The following is a 17,116-nucleotide window of genomic DNA, read 5'->3' as shown; positions in this document are numbered from 1 at the left end:
TTATATTATGCCCAATTTAACAACCCGAGCTTTTGATGCCGAGATCATGGATGATCTCAATTTGCCCGATGAAGAAATTGTCCCGGTTTTGGAGGGGTTGGGCAAAGTAAACTCCTGGTTTGGCGGCCATAACAGTATAATTAACACCCTCAAAAAATTCCCGGTACATAATGGTTACGCTGTTAGCGACTGGGGTTGCGGCGGCGGCGATACCCTGATTGCTATTGCCAAATGGGCCAAACAACAGCAAATACACCTAAAACTTACAGGTATTGATGCGGCCCCTGCTGTAATCAATTTTGCACGTAAAGAATCAAAGGGCTTTAATAATATCAGTTATGTACAAGCCGATGTGATAAACGATATTTATTTACTGGGTAAACACGACATCATTATCAGCAGCCTGTTTACACACCACTTTGATGATGAGCATTGGATACAGATGATCAAAAACATGTATGCATCGGCCCGCAAGGGAATTATCATTACCGATTTGCACCGGCATTGGCTGTTATACTACGCTGTTATATTTATAACCAACGTTTTAACCCGCAATAAAATGGTACGTTATGATGGTCCGCTATCGGTAAAGCGGGCGTTCAAAAAACAAGAATTATTAACCCTGCTTAAAAATGCAGGAATTGATAACTTTAATTTAACATGGAAGTGGCCTTTCCGCTGGCACTTAATGATCTATAAATCGTAGCTTTACGCTATGAATTTGCGCGTATTGGTTTTGGTTACAGCAATAGGTGTTGCAATAACGCTGTCGGCTGTAAACTTCTATTTTCAACATAAGTGGTACGATGTTATGATTACTTTTACGGCTACCCTTGCCGTAAGCTATTTTGTATTTTACTACCTGATAGAAAAATACATCTACTCGCGTATTAAACTTATTTATAAACTTATCCATAATTTAAAGTTAGGCCGCGACCTGCGTGATGCCCTGGGCGAGCATATTACAGCCAACCCTATTGACGATGTTGAACAGGAAGTAAAGGAATGGGCAAAACAAAAAAAATCCGAAATTGATGAATTGCGCAAACAGGAAAAATTCCGCCGCGACTTTTTATCAAATATTTCCCACGAATTTAAAACCCCGCTTTTTGCTATACAGGGATACATCGAAGCCCTGCAGGATGATGATTTTGACGACCGGGAAATGGCAAGGCAATTTTTGGAGAAAGCCTCAAAAAATGTTGATCGCCTAAGTTATCTTATTAAAGATCTGGATGAGATCTCGAAGCTGGAATCAGGGGAGATTCCTATTAATTACACAAAATTTAAGATCAATGACCTTATAAAAGAGGTATTTGAATCATTAGAGATAAAGGGCAAACAGTACAAAATCAAGCTCATATTCAAACAAAAATATGATGACGGGATTGTGGTATATGCTGATCGTGAAAAAATACGGCAGGTACTTGTTAACCTGATTGATAATTCTTTTAAATATGGGAAAGAAGAAGGCAGCACTTCGCTCAGTCTTTTTGTACTTGACGACCAGGTTTTGGTTGAAGTTACCGATGATGGTATTGGCATAGAAGAAAAGTTCCTTCCGCGCTTGTTTGAGCGTTTTTACCGCACAGATACCAGCCGTTCAAGGCAAATAGGCGGCTCGGGATTGGGTTTGGCCATAGTAAAACATATTATTGAAGCACATCAGCAAACCATAAATGTGCGCAGTACAGAGGGTTTGGGATCTACCTTTGGCTTTACTTTGCAAAGAGCAAAACAAACTTTACCTTTCCCAAACATACCAGTGTTAAAAAGTTAACATTAATTTAACATAGCAACCGTACCTTTACCTCAATTTAAAACAATATGTCACTTAACAGCATTTTCCAGTATTTTGTACCAAAGGACAAAAAAATATTTTTTCCTTTATTTGAGCAAGCAGCAAGCAACGTAGTTACCATGGGTACTATATTGGTTGAAGCTGTAAACTCAAACAACGCGGTTACCCGCGAGGAGTTGTTTAAACAGATTGATAAGCTGGAGAACAAAGGCGATGAGCTTACACACCAGATCTATCTTGAGCTGGGTAAAAACTTTATTACCCCTTTTGATCGTGAGGATATTCATGCCTTAGCTACTGCTATTGACGATGTGGCCGATTATATACAAGGTGCAGCTAACCGGATGAGCCTTTACAGGATAGATGATTTTAATGAACACATCCGTAAACTATCCGACCTCATTTTACAGGCCAGCATCGACCTGGAAAAAGCTGTGCGCGAATTAAAGGATCTGCGTAATGTACGCAACATTGCCGATTCATGTATCAGGATAAACAGTGTTGAAAACCAGGCTGATTATGTATTTGACCGCGCCGTGGCCGATCTGTTTCTTTATGAAAAAGACGCTATCCGCCTGATAAAATATAAAGAGATACTTGCCGCCCTTGAAACAGCTACTGATATGTGCGAGGATGCAGCAAATGTAATGGAATCAATATTAGTTAAAAACGCTTAAGCATACCTAATAATCACTAAATGGTTACCTCCTTACTTGTTGTTATTGTTTTACTTGCACTAATATTTGATTACACAAACGGTTTTCATGATGCCGCCAACTCTATTGCTACCATAGTATCAACTAAGGTACTTACGCCTTTCCAGGCAGTGTTAATGGCTGCAGTATTTAATTTTGCGGCCTATTTTTTTATTAAGGATCATAAAGTTGCCAATACCGTATCAAAAATTGTTATTGAGCATTATGTAACCTTACACGTAATACTTGCGGGTTTAATAGCCGCTATCTCCTGGAATTTAATTACATGGTGGTTTGGTATTCCTTCAAGCTCGTCGCATACGCTTATAGGTGGTTTTGCGGGCGCGGGTATGACAAATGCCCTATATATGGGCGCAAACGCATTACATGCTATTGAAATGCAATACGTGCTTAAAATTATAGCATATATTGTTTTGGCCCCTTTTATCGGGCTGCTTATGGCTTATATTGTAACCATCCTGATATTAAACATTTGTAAACGTGCAAAGCCGGCCACTGCCGAGCGTTGGTTTAAAAGATTACAACTGGTATCTGCCGCGGCATTGAGTTTTGCACATGGTGGTAATGATGCGCAAAAGGTAATGGGTATTTTATATGTAACTTTAATTGCAGCAAAAGTAATTCATTCGGGTGCCCCTATGCCAGATTGGATTCCGCTGGCTTGTTATACCGCTATCGCGGCCGGAACCATGTCTGGCGGCTGGAAGATTGTTAAAACTATGGGATCAAAGATCACCAAAGTTACACCGCTTGAAGGTGTAAGTGCCGAAACTGCCGGTGCCATTACCCTTTTTATAACTGAAAGATTTGGTATTCCTGTTTCAACAACACATACCATCACGGGCTCAATTATTGGTGTTGGTTTAACCAAGCGTGTTTCTGCAGTACGCTGGGGCGTAACCATCAACCTGGTTTGGGCCTGGATAATAACTATTCCTATTTCTGCTTTAATTGCTGCAGGTGTATTTGCCTTATTAAAGGCGATTGGATAATTTTTTAAAACAGTTGGCGGCATTTTTGCTATTTTTAACCACTATGAAAACAAAAATATTTTCAATAACTGTTTTATTGTTCTTTATAACACTTAGCAGTTGCGATACACTGAACCAGGTAGCCCAGGCTGCCGGAACAATTCCCCAGGGCAATCCTACTACATTAGAAATTGGCAACGGCCTTAAACAGGCACTTGAAATAGGCACCGGTAAAAGCTCAGACAAACTTTCGGTAGTGAATGGCTTTTTGAAGAATGCCGAGGTTAAAATACTTTTTCCGCCCGAAGCTCAAAAAGCAGAGAAAACCCTCAGGAGCATTGGTTTAGGCAACCTTTGTGATAACGTGATAACTTCCCTCAACCATGCGGCAGAAGACGCCGCAGTACAGGCAAAACCCATATTTATTGGCGCTATAAAGCAAATGACCCTGCAGGATGTTACCAATATTTTATTAGGCAGCCAGGATGCCGCAACCCTTTATTTTAAACGTACCACCACAGCACAATTATCCGGCAAGTTTAAACCGGTAATCCAGGTGAGCTTAAACAAGGTTGGCGCAACAAAATATTATACCGATGCCGCGCAGGCCTATAACAAAGTTCCGTTTGTATCTAAGATCAACCCCGATATCAGCGATTATGTAACTCAAAAAGCTATAGATGGCTTATTTGTGGAAATAGCCAAAGAAGAATTAAACATTCGCCAGAATTTAGGCGCGCGTACTACGCCACTATTGCAAAAGGTATTTTCTTTTGCGGATAAGAAAAAGAGCGGGCAATAGATAATAATAGAGCGTCATTGCGAGTAACTATCAGGTAAGAACCTGAAAAAAATCGTGATGACGCGTTTACTTATGCGAGTAATCGGCCTGTCACCCTGAGCCTGTCGAAGGGCCGCGCGTAGAGGCCCTCACCCGCTATGCTTCGACAGGCAACCCATGACAAGTTGAAAAACGGAAGTCATCCCGAACTTGTTTCGGGATCCCACAGGACAGGTGACCCGTACGAAGTACACTTAGCATGTGGGGTGCCGAAACAAGTTCGGCATGACATTGGGGATTAAATCGCTGTCATTTCCCCTTCAGAATTTCGCGAAATTTTACCACTCAGCATGACAGGCCTTTTTTAACAATCATGCTACCTCTTACAACGAAGAGTATTTTTAAGCATAAATCTCTTACCCGTCATTGCGAGGAACGAAGCAATCCCCAACTTACAGAGTAGCTGTGCAAATCCGCTCTGTATTTTGGGGATTGCTTCGTCGTACCTCCTCGCAATGACGATCACGAGGTGATTGTGGTACCCATACATGTCATTACTATTTTTTCCAACTCGGCTGGTGGTTACTCGCAATGACGGATTTAAAATATAAAAGGCCAATCGCAAAACGATTGGCCTTTTATATTTTAAAGTCTCCCCTTCAGGGGAGATTTAGAGGGGCTATTACTTTGGCCCGTAAGTTACTACCGGAATGATCATTTCTTCTAACGAGATGCCGCCATGCTGGAAGGTTTCGTTATAAAAATTAACAAAATGGTTGTAGTTGTTCGGGTACACAAAATAGCTGTCTTCCTTGGCAAACACAAAGCTTGAGCTTAGGTGTAGCTTTGGCAGCATAGCATCGTGTGGGTTACGAATGTGAAACACCTCCTTGGCATTATAATTAAGGTTTTTACCTTGTTTGTAACGCAGGTTGGTATTGGTATTCCTGTCACCCACAATTTTGCTCGGGTTTTTTACGCGGATGGTACCATGGTCGGTAGTAATAATTACCCGTACTTGTTTCTGCGCTAAAAATTTAAGCAGGTCAAACAAAGGCGAGTGTTCAAACCATGATAGGGTTAATGACCGGTAAGCCGCGTCATCACTTGCCAGTTCACGAATCATTTGCATATCTGTACGTGCATGCGACAGCATATCAACAAAGTTGTATACAACCACATTCAGCTCGTTATTCATCAAATTACTTACCGATTCATTCAGCGCACGGCCTTCGTCGATGTTAAGGATCTTATGGTACGAGTACTTGCAGTCCCTTTTTAATACCCGTTTTAAATGATCGGCAATAAATTCAGATTCGAAAAGGTTTTTACCGCCTTCATCCTCATCATTTTGCCACATTTGCGGATACCTTTTTTCCATATCCAAAGGCATAAGCCCGCTAAAAATGGAGTTACGGGCGTATTGGGTAGCTGTAGGTAAAATACTGTAATAGGTATCTTCTTCTTCCAGCCTGAAATATTCTGATATTATGGGGTTGATGATCTTAAACTGGTCGAACCGCAGGTTATCTATCAGTATAAAAAACAATGGGCCCTTGCCATCCATCTTAGGGAACACCTTCTTTTTAAACAGCTGCGGCGAACTGGTAGGCGCCAAATCCGGGTTTTTGATCCAGTTTAAATAGTTGCGTTCAATAAACTTGCAAAACTGCATATTGGCCTCGGCTTTTTGCATGGTCAATATCTCGTGCATCCCGGCATCTTCCAGTTTTTCCAGTTCCAGCTCCCAGTAAATAAGTTTTTTGTAAACATCAACCCATTCCTGGTGGCTCAGGTTATCATTCAGCGTCATACCAAGTGTGCGAAAATCCATTTGGTAGGCCATGGTGGTTTTTTCGGTAACCAGGCGCTTGTTTTCGGTAAGCTTTTTAATGGTAAGCAGTATCTGCTTAGGGTGAACCGGTTTTATCAGGTAATCATCAATTTTTGAACCGATGGCATCCTCCATTAAATATTCTTCCTCGTTCTTGGTAATCAGCACAATAGGTACATCGTTATTAATGTTTTTTATTTGCTGCAGCGTTTCCAGGCCGGTAAGGCCGGGCATGTTCTCATCAAGGAAAACCAGGTCGAAATAGTTATTTTTAAAAGTATCAACTGCGTCGTTGCCGTTGGTTACGGTTGTAACCTTGTAGCCTTTTTCGTTTAAGAAAAGTATATGTGGTCGTAACAGGTCAATTTCGTCATCAGCCCATAAAATGGTTGTATCTTGCATAGTATCTGTACTTAAATAGTCTGAATCAGAAACAATTCTGATTCAGTCAGTAAACCCCAAAGAGACGGTTTTGTTGTGATTGAGTAAAGGTATTAACAAAATTTAACAAACATCGGGCGCTTATTTTACCTTTGTTTTACATTTTTGCACTTTATTGAGTCCATTGAATAAAAAGAAAATAATAAACGACCCGGTTTACGGCTTCATCAGTATCCCCACAGAGCTGATATTCGACCTGATTGAACACCCTTACTTTCAAAGACTAAGGTATATCAAGCAATTGGGGATGACGCACCTGGTTTACCCCGGTGCGCTTCATACCCGCTTCCATCATGCACTGGGCGCTATGTACCTCATGGATATGGCTATTGAAACCCTGCGGTACAAAGGCCACAACATAAGCAAAGAAGAAGAGGAAGCCGTTACCATTGCTATATTACTGCATGACGTTGGCCATGGTCCTTTCTCGCACGCGCTGGAGCGTACCATTATTGAAGGGATCAACCATGAGGATATATCATCTATGCTCATGAATAAGCTTAACGAGCAGTTTGGCGGGCGGCTGGCCATGACTATCAGTATTTTTAACGATACCTACCCCCGCAGATTTCTTCATCAGCTGGTATCAAGTCAGTTAGATATGGACAGGCTTGACTACCTGAACCGCGACAGCTTTTTTACCGGTGTTTCCGAAGGTGTGATCAGCTCTGACCGGATCATTAAAATGCTGAATGTTAAAGACGATCATATAGTGGTTGAAGCGAAAGGCATTTATTCGATAGAAAAGTTTTTGATAGCCCGCCGCCTCATGTACTGGCAGGTTTACCTGCATAAAACCGTAATTGCCGGCGAGGAGCTGTTGGGAAAAGTTTTTAAACGCTGCCGCGAGCTTGCTTTAAAGGGCGAAGATCTTTTTGCTACTCCCGCCCTGAAGCATTTTATTAAAAACAGCATCAGCAGGGATGCTTTCATGAATGAAGACCATCACCTTGATACTTTTGCCAGCCTGGATGATGCTGATATCATGTCGGCAGTAAAAGTTTGGGCAGGGCATCCTGATTTTGTGTTATCCAGGCTATCACAAAACCTGGTGCGGCGTAACCTTTATCATGTTGACATCAGCAATCAGCAGCCCGATAAAGCATTTGTAGACACACTTACCAAAAAGGCCATGCAAAAATATGGTGTAAGCAAGCAGGATGCCGAATACTTTGTTTTCACCACGTCCATCCGTAACAATGCCTATACCGCCGGCGATGGCAACATTGGTATATTAATGAAGGATGGCCAGGTACATGATATTACAACGGCAAGCGATAACTCAAATTTAGAGGCATTAGCTAAAACCGTAAAAAAATACATACTTTGTTATAGTAAGGAGCTGATAGAAGTAGCAAGTAGTTAGTATCAAGTAGTTAGATTTTTTTAAGAATCGTATCAGGCAGCGGTCTTGATACTAACTACTTGATACTTGATACCCACAATTATTAATTTGCTGCTTTAATTTTAACATTTAAATTTGTCGATGCAATTTACTGCCCAGGATATAAGTTTTCTGCTCAACGGAACTGTTGAAGGTGATCCTTCGGTAACCGTTCATCAACTGGCTAAAATAGAAGAAGGCACTCCCGGCAGCCTTTCTTTTTTGGCCAACCCTAAGTATGAGCAGTATTTATATACTACAAACGCTTCGGTAGTTATTGTAAATAACGACCTGCAGCTTACCGGCCCGGTTACCGCTACCTTAATAAGGGTAGAGAATGCGTACAGTTCATTTTCGGTTCTGCTTGAAAAATATAACACCTTCAAACTCAACAAAAAAGGCATTGAAGAGCCCTGCTTCATCCATCCCTCGGCACAAATAGGCGCCGAACCGTATATTGGTGCATTTGCCTACATTGGCCTTAATACAAAAATTGGCGACAATTGTAAAATTTATCCCAATGTTAACATTGCCGATAATGTGACGATAGGTAATAATGTTACCTTGTTTTCGGGCGTTACAGTTTACTTTGATTGCGTTATAGGCGATAATGTTATTGTACATTCAGGAGCTGTGATAGGCAGCGATGGTTTTGGCTTTGCGCCCAACGCCGACGGAACCTATACCAAAGTTGCGCAAATAGGCAATGTGATTTTAGAGGATGACGTGGAGGTAGGCTCAAATACAACTATTGACAGGGCGACTATGGGGTCGACAATTATACGTAAAGGTGCAAAGCTGGATAACCTGGTCCAGATAGCCCATAATGTAGAGATTGGCGCTAATACAGTTATTGCGGCCCAAACAGGAATATCGGGCAGCACCAAGATTGGCGAAAATGTGATATTAGGCGGCCAGGTTGGTTTGGTAGGCCACATCACTATTGCAAACCGTACCCAGGTGCAGGCTCAATCGGGCATTAGCCGTAGCATTACCGAAGAGGGTAAAAAATGGGCGGGCAGCCCGGCCACACTTTATAGTGCCAATATGCGTTCAAACGTGGTGATAAACCGCCTGCCCGAACTGGAAAAAAGAATAAACGAATTAGAAAAAATAATTACCGAATTAAGAAAAGGTCATTAGTTCACTGGTTCATTAGTTCATTGGTCTTTTCTGATGGCAATAATGAACTATTCACCAATGAACCAATAAACTAATGAACCAATGAACTATAAAAAATGAATGTAAAACAAAGAACCATTAAAACACCTGTTTCGGTTTCGGGCACCGGCTTACATACCGGCCAAAGGGTAACCATGACATTTAACCCCGCCCCCGAAAACCATGGCTACAAATTCAGGAGGGTTGATATGCCCGGTTCGCCCATAATTGATGCGGATGTTGATAACGTTACAGATACCTCACGCGGTACCACTATTTCACAAAATGGTGCAACTGTAAACACCGTGGAGCACGTACTTGCGGCATTGGTGGGTTTGGAGGTTGATAATGTACTTATTGATATGGACGGCCCCGAAACGCCCATTATGGATGGCAGCTCGATACAGTTTGTTGATGTTATCCTGGAAACGGGTTTGATTGAACAGGAAGCCGACCGCGAATATTATCACATACCCTATAACATTCATTACTCGGAGCCCGACCGCAAGGTAGAGATGGTTGCCATGCCTTTAGATGATTACCGCTTTACCTGTATGGTTGATTATAACTCGCAGGTATTGGGCAGCCAGCATGCCAGTATATCAACCATTGGCGAGTTTAAAAAGGAAATAGCATCATGCCGTACTTTTTGCTTTTTGCATGAACTGGAAATGCTGTTAAAGCACGACCTGATAAAAGGCGGCGACCTTAACAATGCCATCGTGGTTGTTGATAAAGAGGTTGATGACGAAGAGCTTGCCCACCTTGCCAAACTATTTAACCGTAAAGATATTAACGTAGCCCCACAGGGGATACTTAATAACATTGAGCTGCGCCACCAGAACGAGCCCGCAAGGCATAAACTACTGGATATGATAGGCGACCTGGCCCTGGTAGGTGTACCCCTGAAAGGACACATTATGGCGGCCCGCCCCGGCCATGCTGCCAATGTGGCCTTCGCTAAAAAAATAAAAACCCTGATTAAAAAAGAAAAAAGCCGTAAGCAGGTTAAAGTTTACGACCCAAATGCGAAGCCTGTATTTGATACGGTTGAAATTATGGGCATGTTACCGCACAGGCAACCTTTTTTAATGATAGATAAGATATTGGAATTGACCAAAAACCACGTTGTGGGCATGAAAAATGTAACCATTAACGAGGAGTTTTTTAAAGGACATTTCCCTGGCGCCCCCATTTTTCCGGGTGTGCTGCAAATTGAAGGTATGGTACAAACCGGCGGCATCCTGGTTTTAAATACCGTTCCCGATCCCGAAAACTATCTTACCTTGTTTTTAAAGATAGAGAATGCCCGTTTTAAAAGTAAAGTAGTACCCGGCGACACCATTATTTATATTTGCGACCTGCTGGCCCCCATAAGGCGGGGAATTGCCACAATGAAGGGAGTAGGCATGGTTGGCGAAAGGGTTGTTGTTGAAGCCGAATTAATGGCACAAATTGTAAAAGTAAAAGGAACAGAAGCATGATCCAGCCTTTAGCATATATACACCCACAGGCTAAAATAGCCGATAATGTGGTGATTGAACCTTTTGTAACCATCCACAAGGATGTTGAAATTGGCGAGGGTACCTGGATCGGTTCCAACTCCGTTATTATGGATGGTGCCCGGATTGGTAAAAACTGCCGTATTTTCCCGGGTGCCGTAATATCTGCACCACCACAGGATTTGAAATACAAGGGCGAACAAAGTACCGTTTCTATTGGTGACAATACAACCATCCGCGAATGCGTAACACTTAACCGCGGAACTGCTTTGGATAAAAATACCACTACTATTGGCAGCAATTGCCTGTTGATGGCCTATGTACACGTGGCACATGATTGCGTTATAGGCGATAATGTGATTATTGCCAATGCGGTACAATTAGCCGGGCACATTAATGTTTATGACTACGCCTTTATCGGCGGATCATCTGCCGTTCATCAGTTTGTTGAAATTGGCGCACATAGCATGATTTCCGGCGGTTCGTTGGTACGTAAGGATGTGCCACCGTTCACCAAGGCCGGTCGCGAGCCGTTATCATATGTAGGGATCAACTCGGTTGGTTTGCGCCGCAGGGGATTTTCTGCAGCTACTATCAACGAGATCCAGGAGATCTACCGCATCCTGTTCCTCAAAAAATATAATGTAAGTAAGGCTCTTGATATCATCGAAGCCGAATTTACCCCAAGCGTTGAACGCGATGAGATCATCAACTTCCTGCAAAATTCGCAAAGGGGCATCATGAAGGGGTTTGGAAATTCTTAATTGTCTGAATCAGAATTTACAGGATTTTTAAATTAACAGAATCCTGTAAATTTGTTCATTCACTATTCTGCCCATTCTATAATTCTGTAAATTCTGATTCAGACATCTCATGACCATCACCCTAAATAACATTGGCCGCCGCTTTAACCGCGACTGGATCTTCAGGGGGATAAGCCATACTTTTACCAGTGGCGAATCATACGCCATTCTTGGACCAAATGGATCAGGAAAATCTACCTTGTTGCAGATTTTAAATGGCAGCCTTTCGCCATCTGTGGGTACTATTGATTTTGTTTCCCAGGAAAAACCGGTCGAGATTGATAAAGTATTTCATCACTTAAGTCTTGCAGCACCATACCTTGAACTGATTGAAGAGTTTACCCTGAGTGAAATGGTTGATTTCCATTTTAAGTTTAAAAACTATAAAAATGGTGTTGATAAAAAACAACTCATCGGATTGCTGAACCTGCCCAAGAGCGAAAACAAGCTTATTAAATACTTTTCATCGGGCATGAAACAGCGCCTTAAACTGATCCTGGCTTTTTGTGCCGATACCCCTATGCTGATGCTTGATGAGCCCACCTCAAACCTGGATACCCAGGGCGTGGATTGGTATTTAAGCCTGGTTGAGCAATTTGCAACAGGCCGCCTTACCATCATCTGCTCAAACCAGGAACATGAATATGGCTTTTGTAAGCATCGGTTGAGTATATCGGATTATAAAAATTAGATGTGAGATATTAGATTTGAGATTTGAGACAGAAGTTCCCCGCGCAAGGCCCAGGCAAAATCTCATATCTAATATCTCACATCTCAAATCTATCCCCCCGCATACTATTGTCATAATTCAGCAACTTCCGGGCAAAATCTCAAATCTCATCCCTCGCATCTCAAATCTATTCACGTACCTTTAGGTAATCAAAAATTAAAACTACTTATGATACCAGTTAAAGGATACGCGGCACAGTCGCCTACCACTAACCTTGCGCCATGGGACTTCGAGCGTCGCGACGTTGGTCCGCATGATGTGCAATTTGATATTTTATTTTGTGGTGTTTGCCACAGCGATCTGCACCAGATTAAAAACGATTGGTTTCCGGGGATTTTCCCAATGGTACCTGGCCATGAAATTGTTGGCCGCGTGGTTAAAGTTGGCGACCATGTGAAAAAGTTTAAGGTTGGCGACCTGGCCGGTACAGGCTGCCTGGTTGACTCATGCAGGGTATGTGAAAACTGCAAGCAGGACCTGGAGCAATACTGCTTAAACGGCAACTCGCAAACCTACAACGGTTTAGAGCAGGACCATAAAACCCCAACCTATGGCGGTTACTCAAACAGTATTGTTGTTCATGAGGATTTTGTGCTTCATATTTCAGATAAGCTTGATCTTGCCGCTACCGCGCCATTGTTATGCGCCGGCATTACCACCTATTCGCCGCTTAGGCACTGGAAAGTTGGCAAAGGCCATAAGCTGGCAGTTTTAGGGTTAGGCGGATTGGGCCACATGGGTGTTAAATTTGGCGTAGCCTTTGGTGCCGAAGTTACTGTGTTGAGTACGTCGCCAGGCAAAGAAGCCGATGCCAAAGCATTGGGCGCACATCATTTTGTAGTTACAAGCGATCCGCAACAGATAGAAGCAGCTAAAAACTCCTTCGATTTTATACTGGATACGGTATCTGCGCCGCATGATTTTAACATGTACCTGTCGCTATTAAGAACCAATGGCGTACATATTTGCGTGGGTGTGCCGCCAGAGCCAGCCAGCATCCAGGCTTTTAGCTTATTAGGCGGCCGTAAAAGCCTTGCCGGATCGGGCATTGGCGGTTTGGCCGAAACCCAGGAAATGCTTGATTTTTGTGCCGAACATAACATAGTGTCAGACATTGAAATGATTGATATAAAAGATATCGATACCGCTTATGCCCGCATGGTAAAAGGTGATGTACGGTACCGTTTTGTAATTGATATAGCTACTTTGTAGATTTGAGATATTAGATGTGAGATTTGAGAGAGCAGCATTTGCCGCTTTTTGATCTCACATCTTATTTTATAAACGTTAGCAAATGCGAAAAACTAAGTGATTTCGGTTTTTATATTGACCCATAAGTGTCTCATATCTAAAATCTCACATCTCATATCTGCCCACAAAAATCTCAAATCTAACTTCTCACATTTCAATTCTAATCCCTAATTTTGCGCCTCAATATTATTTTATGGCCAAAGCATCAGATGTTAAAAATGGAAATGTGCTTCGCTTTAACGGCGAGTTAGTACAGGTAGAAGAATTTTTACACCGCACGCCAGGTAACTTGCGTGCATTTTACCAGGCGCGTATGCGTAACGTAAAATCGGGAAAGCTGGTTGAGTACCGTTTCCGTACCGACGAAGAGGTTGATATAGCCCGTGTTGAAACCAACGATTATCAATATTTATATGAGGATGGCGATGCGCTTGTAGTGATGGATAACACCACTTACGATCAGCATAACATACCCAAAACTCTTTTTGGTCCAGCCGTTAAATTCCTGAAAGAGGGGATGAACGTAATAGTAGCTTTTGAAAGCGACGAACCTATTATGGGTTCTATCCCAGGCTCTGCCGAGCTTGAAATTACGTATACCGAGCCGGCTGTTAAAGGCGATACCTCAAGCGGAGCCCTAAAAAATGCAACCGTTGAAACCGGCGCCGAAATCCGCGTACCGCTATTCATCAACATTGGTGATAAAGTAAAGGTTGATACCACTACCGGATCATATGTGGAAAGAGTAAAAGGATAGCCCCCCAGCCCCCTGAAGGGGGAGTTTACAAGCAGGAGGCTGGTGCAAAAAAAGGAGGTTTCGTTAAAAACGAAACCTCCTTTTTTGAAAATACAATACGCTAATTAAAAAGCTCCCCCTTCAGGGGGCTGGGGGGTAAACTCCAGCTCCAGCAGCACCGGGCAATGATCGGAATGCCTTGCTTCGGGCAATATCGACGCTCTTTTGATGTTGTTTTCCAGTTCGGTACTAACCATGTTATAATCAATACGCCAGCCTAAGTTTTTGCCTCTTGCACCGGCCCTGAAACTCCACCAGGTATAATTATGCGGTTCTTTATTCAGGTGGCGGAAGGTATCAATAAACCCTCCTTCAATGAATTTTTCCATCCACTCGCGCTCTTCGGGTAAAAACCCGGATGAATTGGCATTTGATTTTGGATTATGGATATCAATAGGGCGATGGCAAATGTTATAATCGCCGCATACTACCAATTTAGGGTGTTCTGTTTTTAGCAGGGTAAGGTATTTGCCAAACTCATCTAAAAAACGATATTTAAATATCTGCCGCTCATCGCCACTTGAGCCAGATGGAAAATATACGCTCATAACAGATACCTCCTCAAAATCAACCCGGATGCAACGGCCCTCGCGGTCAAAATCGGGAATACCACAACCGTATTCAATATGTTTTGGTGCTTGTTTACAGAAGATAGCGGTACCGCTATATCCCTTCTTTTCGGCCGGGAACCAATAGTGTTTGTACCCCAGCTGATCTACCAATCCCAGGTCGGTAAGTACATCGGGAGTAGCTTTAATTTCCTGCAGGCAAACTACATCGGCATCGGTGGCCTGCAGCCAGGCCAACCAGTTTTTGTTGATTGCCGACCGGATACCATTAACGTTATAAGTGATTATTTTCATGCCCCTTACCCCCTAAAGGGGGAATTTTTGATTTAAATTATTTTATGCGCAATATTAATTATATCTGAATACGATTGAAGAGTTATATCTCAAATATGTCGCCCCCCTTTAGTGGGCTGGGGGGCTTAGCTTTAAAAGCTTATCCAGCTGCCTGCATTCCCTTTTACTCAGTACATCAACGGTCATTGGTACATCCTGCAACGGGCGATCCTTTTTATCTGTTTTAACGGCTGCAATATGATCAACCATGTCTATGCCTGATACTACTTCGCCGTACACGGTGTAGCCATGATCTAATTGAGCCGTGCCGCCAACAGTTTTATAATATTCGCGCTGCCAGGCAGGTATTTTAAATCCTTTTAAACGGCCCTTTTCCAACGAATCCATTTTAGCATCGGTAAGGCGTTTGCCTTCCACAATATAAAACTGGCATCCGCTTGATGCTTTTTTAGGATTATCATCACGGGCTGCAGCAAGCACGCCGCGTTTATGGAATAAACTATCCTTGAACTCGGCAGGTATGGTATAGCCAACATCTCCGTTGCCCAGTTCGGCGCCAGGTTTGGCTTTAACAGGATCTTTGGAATCCGGATCGCCGCCCTGGATCATAAAGTTTTGGATCACCCGGTGAAACAGCACGCCATTGTAAAATCCTTTTTTGGCCAGCTTAATAAAATTATCGCGGTGCAAAGGAGTTTCATTGTACAGGCGAATGATGACACTGCCATAACCGGTACTAACGCGTACGTACTGGTTTTTAGGCGGTTTGGCAAAGGCCGTTGCAAAGGTTAGCAGTAGTACACTCAGCGTAAGGATTTTTTTCATATTTAGTCAGAATCAGAATAGACCGAATTATAAAATTAGCAGAATTATTTAAAAAATAGCTACACCCCGTTTTTGCATTTTCCCTTGACTGACAGATGAGTTTATTTGGATATTTTTTAGATTTTTTGTAAATTTGTATAGTCACAGACAGCACGATTATTTTTAGGGACTATCTCCCTGCTCTTTTCAAAAAAAAGAGCTACAAAATCAACAGACACATTGTTAAAGCACTTAACTTCAATAAGTTAATCTAAAATCAACAGATGCGAAAAGGCATCCAAAGGAGTACGGCTGGTGCATGTAAAACAACCCAAAGGTGTATGAACGGTGCACGAACGGGGTGTTACAGGTACTAAATCACATCCATCTCCTCAAAATAACTAATGATCAATGATTTCATGAGCATTTCCTGCTCAAGCAAGGTATAGTTGGGGATAACTTTTATACGTTTCCAGTGCGGCCAGCCATCCTGGTCAAGCCCTTCCAATTCATAAAACCCCATCATGCTCATCAGCTTGCAATTGGCTATATGCATCAGTTCTTCTTTTTGGCGCTTGCTGAACTTACGTGGCCCCTGGCCAAGTTCCTGTACGCCAATTAAAAACAGCATTACTTTTATATCAGGTTTCTCGTTATCAAAATCTTCGGCAATGCGGTCCTGCAATGCACTCCACTTTAAATTAATTTCAGCAGGTTTCATATTGGCAAATATAAGGTTAGTTCACGGTTGATGGTTCACAGATCAAGTCAAAATGTTCCAGGTATGACCTGATTGCATGAAGCTACTATGAAGCCTTACCGATATTGTTACAATGTTGCATTAATTATCCCGTTTTATTGCTTATTTTTGCAGCATCCCTTATAAGAGGCTGTAGGCGTGAAGAAAAATAAATTAAATATTATTTATTCGTGGCTGTTGCTCATCTGCTTTATCGCAGGTCAGTATATGGTTTATACGCACCAGCACCAGCTTATAAAAGGCATCTCAAAAACGGCATCGGTAACAAACAATCATCCGCAGCAAACCATGAAGGAAAAATGCGATATGTGCGATGCCATGCACCACAATTTCGCGGTAATTGACAACCCTTTATATGCAATCCCACAACAGGCAGTAATGCGTGTTTTTAAACCCTGCGATTATAATTTTGTAAGCATATCTCTTGTGCTTGCTGCCGGTAGGGCCCCTCCTGTAATTTCGTAACAAACTTATTCTGTTATCATTTTTTACAAACAAAGCCGTTTTATAAGCGGTAT

At 42.4% G+C, this 17,116-nt stretch carries 17 protein-coding genes; 13 read left to right on the top strand and 4 right to left on the bottom strand.

Going from position 1 to position 17,116, the window contains the following annotated elements:
* The first annotated feature begins 7 nt into the window (after window positions 1-7).
* The 5 genes from AC1DO4_RS03745 to AC1DO4_RS03725 are packed head-to-tail and all read left to right on the top strand — an operon-like array spanning window position 8 to window position 4,290.
* Window positions 8-706, top strand: coding sequence for a methyltransferase domain-containing protein (locus tag AC1DO4_RS03745; protein WP_477413109.1), 699 nt, complete (start codon window positions 8-10; stop codon window positions 704-706).
* 9 nt (window positions 707-715) lie between these two features.
* Window positions 716-1,780, top strand: coding sequence for a sensor histidine kinase (locus tag AC1DO4_RS03740; protein ID WP_477413107.1), 1,065 nt, complete (start codon window positions 716-718; stop codon window positions 1,778-1,780).
* Between the two features lie 47 nt (window positions 1,781-1,827).
* Window positions 1,828-2,478: a DUF47 domain-containing protein gene (locus AC1DO4_RS03735; protein ID WP_477400951.1), complete on the top strand. Its 651-nt coding sequence runs from the start codon at window positions 1,828-1,830 to the stop codon at window positions 2,476-2,478.
* Window positions 2,479-2,498: 20 nt separating this feature from the next.
* Window positions 2,499-3,509 (top strand): inorganic phosphate transporter, encoded by a 1,011-nt coding sequence (locus tag AC1DO4_RS03730; protein WP_477413104.1) that lies wholly within the window; start codon window positions 2,499-2,501, stop codon window positions 3,507-3,509.
* 43 nt (window positions 3,510-3,552) lie between these two features.
* On the top strand, window positions 3,553-4,290 hold the full coding sequence (locus AC1DO4_RS03725) for a DUF4197 domain-containing protein (protein WP_477413102.1): 738 nt from the start codon (window positions 3,553-3,555) through the stop codon (window positions 4,288-4,290).
* 661 nt (window positions 4,291-4,951) lie between these two features.
* Here AC1DO4_RS03725 and porX read toward each other — a convergent pair.
* Window positions 4,952-6,505, bottom strand: coding sequence for a T9SS response regulator signal transducer PorX (porX, locus tag AC1DO4_RS03720; RefSeq protein WP_477413100.1), 1,554 nt, complete (start codon window positions 6,503-6,505; stop codon window positions 4,952-4,954).
* A gap of 163 nt (window positions 6,506-6,668) precedes the next feature.
* Here porX and AC1DO4_RS03715 point away from each other — a divergent pair, with 163 nt between their 5' ends.
* The 7 genes from AC1DO4_RS03715 (at window position 6,669) to efp (ending at window position 14,132) form a co-directional block, all read left to right on the top strand.
* A complete protein-coding gene (locus AC1DO4_RS03715; RefSeq protein WP_477413098.1) occupies window positions 6,669-7,910 on the top strand; it encodes an HD domain-containing protein in 1,242 nt (413 codons plus the stop codon).
* A 120-nt stretch (window positions 7,911-8,030) separates the two neighbouring features.
* Window positions 8,031-9,071, top strand: a complete 1,041-nt coding sequence (gene lpxD / locus AC1DO4_RS03710; RefSeq protein WP_477413096.1) for a UDP-3-O-(3-hydroxymyristoyl)glucosamine N-acyltransferase — start codon at window positions 8,031-8,033, stop codon at window positions 9,069-9,071.
* Window positions 9,072-9,166: 95 nt separating this feature from the next.
* Window positions 9,167-10,573, top strand: coding sequence for a bifunctional UDP-3-O-[3-hydroxymyristoyl] N-acetylglucosamine deacetylase/3-hydroxyacyl-ACP dehydratase (locus tag AC1DO4_RS03705; RefSeq protein ID WP_477402184.1), 1,407 nt, complete (start codon window positions 9,167-9,169; stop codon window positions 10,571-10,573).
* Window positions 10,570-11,355, top strand: a complete 786-nt coding sequence (gene lpxA, locus AC1DO4_RS03700) for an acyl-ACP--UDP-N-acetylglucosamine O-acyltransferase (protein WP_477402182.1) — start codon at window positions 10,570-10,572, stop codon at window positions 11,353-11,355. The genes AC1DO4_RS03705 and lpxA overlap by 4 nt, the downstream gene beginning before the upstream one ends.
* A 109-nt stretch (window positions 11,356-11,464) precedes the next feature.
* Window positions 11,465-12,085: an ABC transporter ATP-binding protein gene (locus AC1DO4_RS03695; RefSeq protein ID WP_477413093.1), complete on the top strand. Its 621-nt coding sequence runs from the start codon at window positions 11,465-11,467 to the stop codon at window positions 12,083-12,085.
* Between the two features lie 207 nt (window positions 12,086-12,292).
* Window positions 12,293-13,336, top strand: coding sequence for an NAD(P)-dependent alcohol dehydrogenase (locus AC1DO4_RS03690; RefSeq protein WP_477413091.1), 1,044 nt, complete (start codon window positions 12,293-12,295; stop codon window positions 13,334-13,336).
* Between the two features lie 232 nt (window positions 13,337-13,568).
* Window positions 13,569-14,132, top strand: coding sequence for an elongation factor P (efp, locus tag AC1DO4_RS03685; protein ID WP_477400347.1), 564 nt, complete (start codon window positions 13,569-13,571; stop codon window positions 14,130-14,132).
* Between the two features lie 104 nt (window positions 14,133-14,236).
* Here the strand turns inward: efp and AC1DO4_RS03680 are convergent, their stop codons facing one another.
* The 3 genes from AC1DO4_RS03680 to AC1DO4_RS03670 form a co-directional block, all read right to left on the bottom strand.
* On the bottom strand, window positions 14,237-15,034 hold the full coding sequence (locus AC1DO4_RS03680; RefSeq protein ID WP_477413089.1) for an exodeoxyribonuclease III: 798 nt from the start codon (window positions 15,032-15,034) through the stop codon (window positions 14,237-14,239).
* A gap of 108 nt (window positions 15,035-15,142) precedes the next feature.
* Window positions 15,143-15,859, bottom strand: a complete 717-nt coding sequence (locus tag AC1DO4_RS03675) for a peptidylprolyl isomerase (RefSeq protein WP_477413087.1) — start codon at window positions 15,857-15,859, stop codon at window positions 15,143-15,145.
* A gap of 352 nt (window positions 15,860-16,211) precedes the next feature.
* The gene (locus AC1DO4_RS03670; protein WP_477413085.1) at window positions 16,212-16,559 is read right to left on the bottom strand and encodes a hypothetical protein; all 348 of its coding nucleotides are present in this window, start codon (window positions 16,557-16,559) and stop codon (window positions 16,212-16,214) included.
* Window positions 16,560-16,736: 177 nt separating this feature from the next.
* Between AC1DO4_RS03670 and AC1DO4_RS03665 the strand changes: the two genes are divergently transcribed.
* On the top strand, window positions 16,737-17,063 hold the full coding sequence (locus tag AC1DO4_RS03665) for a hypothetical protein (protein WP_477413083.1): 327 nt from the start codon (window positions 16,737-16,739) through the stop codon (window positions 17,061-17,063).
* Window positions 17,064-17,116: the final 53 nt, after the last annotated feature.

Source organism: Mucilaginibacter sp. P5_A6, from assembly GCF_056400585.1.
This window is presented reverse-complemented; position numbering and strand designations above follow the sequence as displayed.

Bases quoted from the DNA above. Each gene is read 5' to 3' on its own strand.
- AC1DO4_RS03730 (WP_477413104.1), top strand. From the start codon at position 2,499: ATGGTTACCTCCTTACTTGTTGTTATTGTTTTACTTGCACTAATATTT.
- efp (WP_477400347.1), top strand. From the start codon at position 13,569: ATGGCCAAAGCATCAGATGTTAAAAATGGAAATGTGCTTCGCTTTAAC.
- lpxD (WP_477413096.1), top strand. From the start codon at position 8,031: ATGCAATTTACTGCCCAGGATATAAGTTTTCTGCTCAACGGAACTGTT.
- AC1DO4_RS03670 (WP_477413085.1), bottom strand. From the start codon at position 16,559: ATGAAACCTGCTGAAATTAATTTAAAGTGGAGTGCATTGCAGGACCGC.
- AC1DO4_RS03745 (WP_477413109.1), top strand. From the start codon at position 8: ATGCCCAATTTAACAACCCGAGCTTTTGATGCCGAGATCATGGATGAT.
- AC1DO4_RS03725 (WP_477413102.1), top strand. From the start codon at position 3,553: ATGAAAACAAAAATATTTTCAATAACTGTTTTATTGTTCTTTATAACA.
- AC1DO4_RS03735 (WP_477400951.1), top strand. From the start codon at position 1,828: ATGTCACTTAACAGCATTTTCCAGTATTTTGTACCAAAGGACAAAAAA.
- porX (WP_477413100.1), bottom strand. From the start codon at position 6,505: ATGCAAGATACAACCATTTTATGGGCTGATGACGAAATTGACCTGTTA.
- AC1DO4_RS03705 (WP_477402184.1), top strand. From the start codon at position 9,167: ATGAATGTAAAACAAAGAACCATTAAAACACCTGTTTCGGTTTCGGGC.
- AC1DO4_RS03675 (WP_477413087.1), bottom strand. From the start codon at position 15,859: ATGAAAAAAATCCTTACGCTGAGTGTACTACTGCTAACCTTTGCAACG.
- lpxA (WP_477402182.1), top strand. From the start codon at position 10,570: ATGATCCAGCCTTTAGCATATATACACCCACAGGCTAAAATAGCCGAT.
- AC1DO4_RS03740 (WP_477413107.1), top strand. From the start codon at position 716: ATGAATTTGCGCGTATTGGTTTTGGTTACAGCAATAGGTGTTGCAATA.
- AC1DO4_RS03690 (WP_477413091.1), top strand. From the start codon at position 12,293: ATGATACCAGTTAAAGGATACGCGGCACAGTCGCCTACCACTAACCTT.
- AC1DO4_RS03680 (WP_477413089.1), bottom strand. From the start codon at position 15,034: ATGAAAATAATCACTTATAACGTTAATGGTATCCGGTCGGCAATCAAC.
- AC1DO4_RS03695 (WP_477413093.1), top strand. From the start codon at position 11,465: ATGACCATCACCCTAAATAACATTGGCCGCCGCTTTAACCGCGACTGG.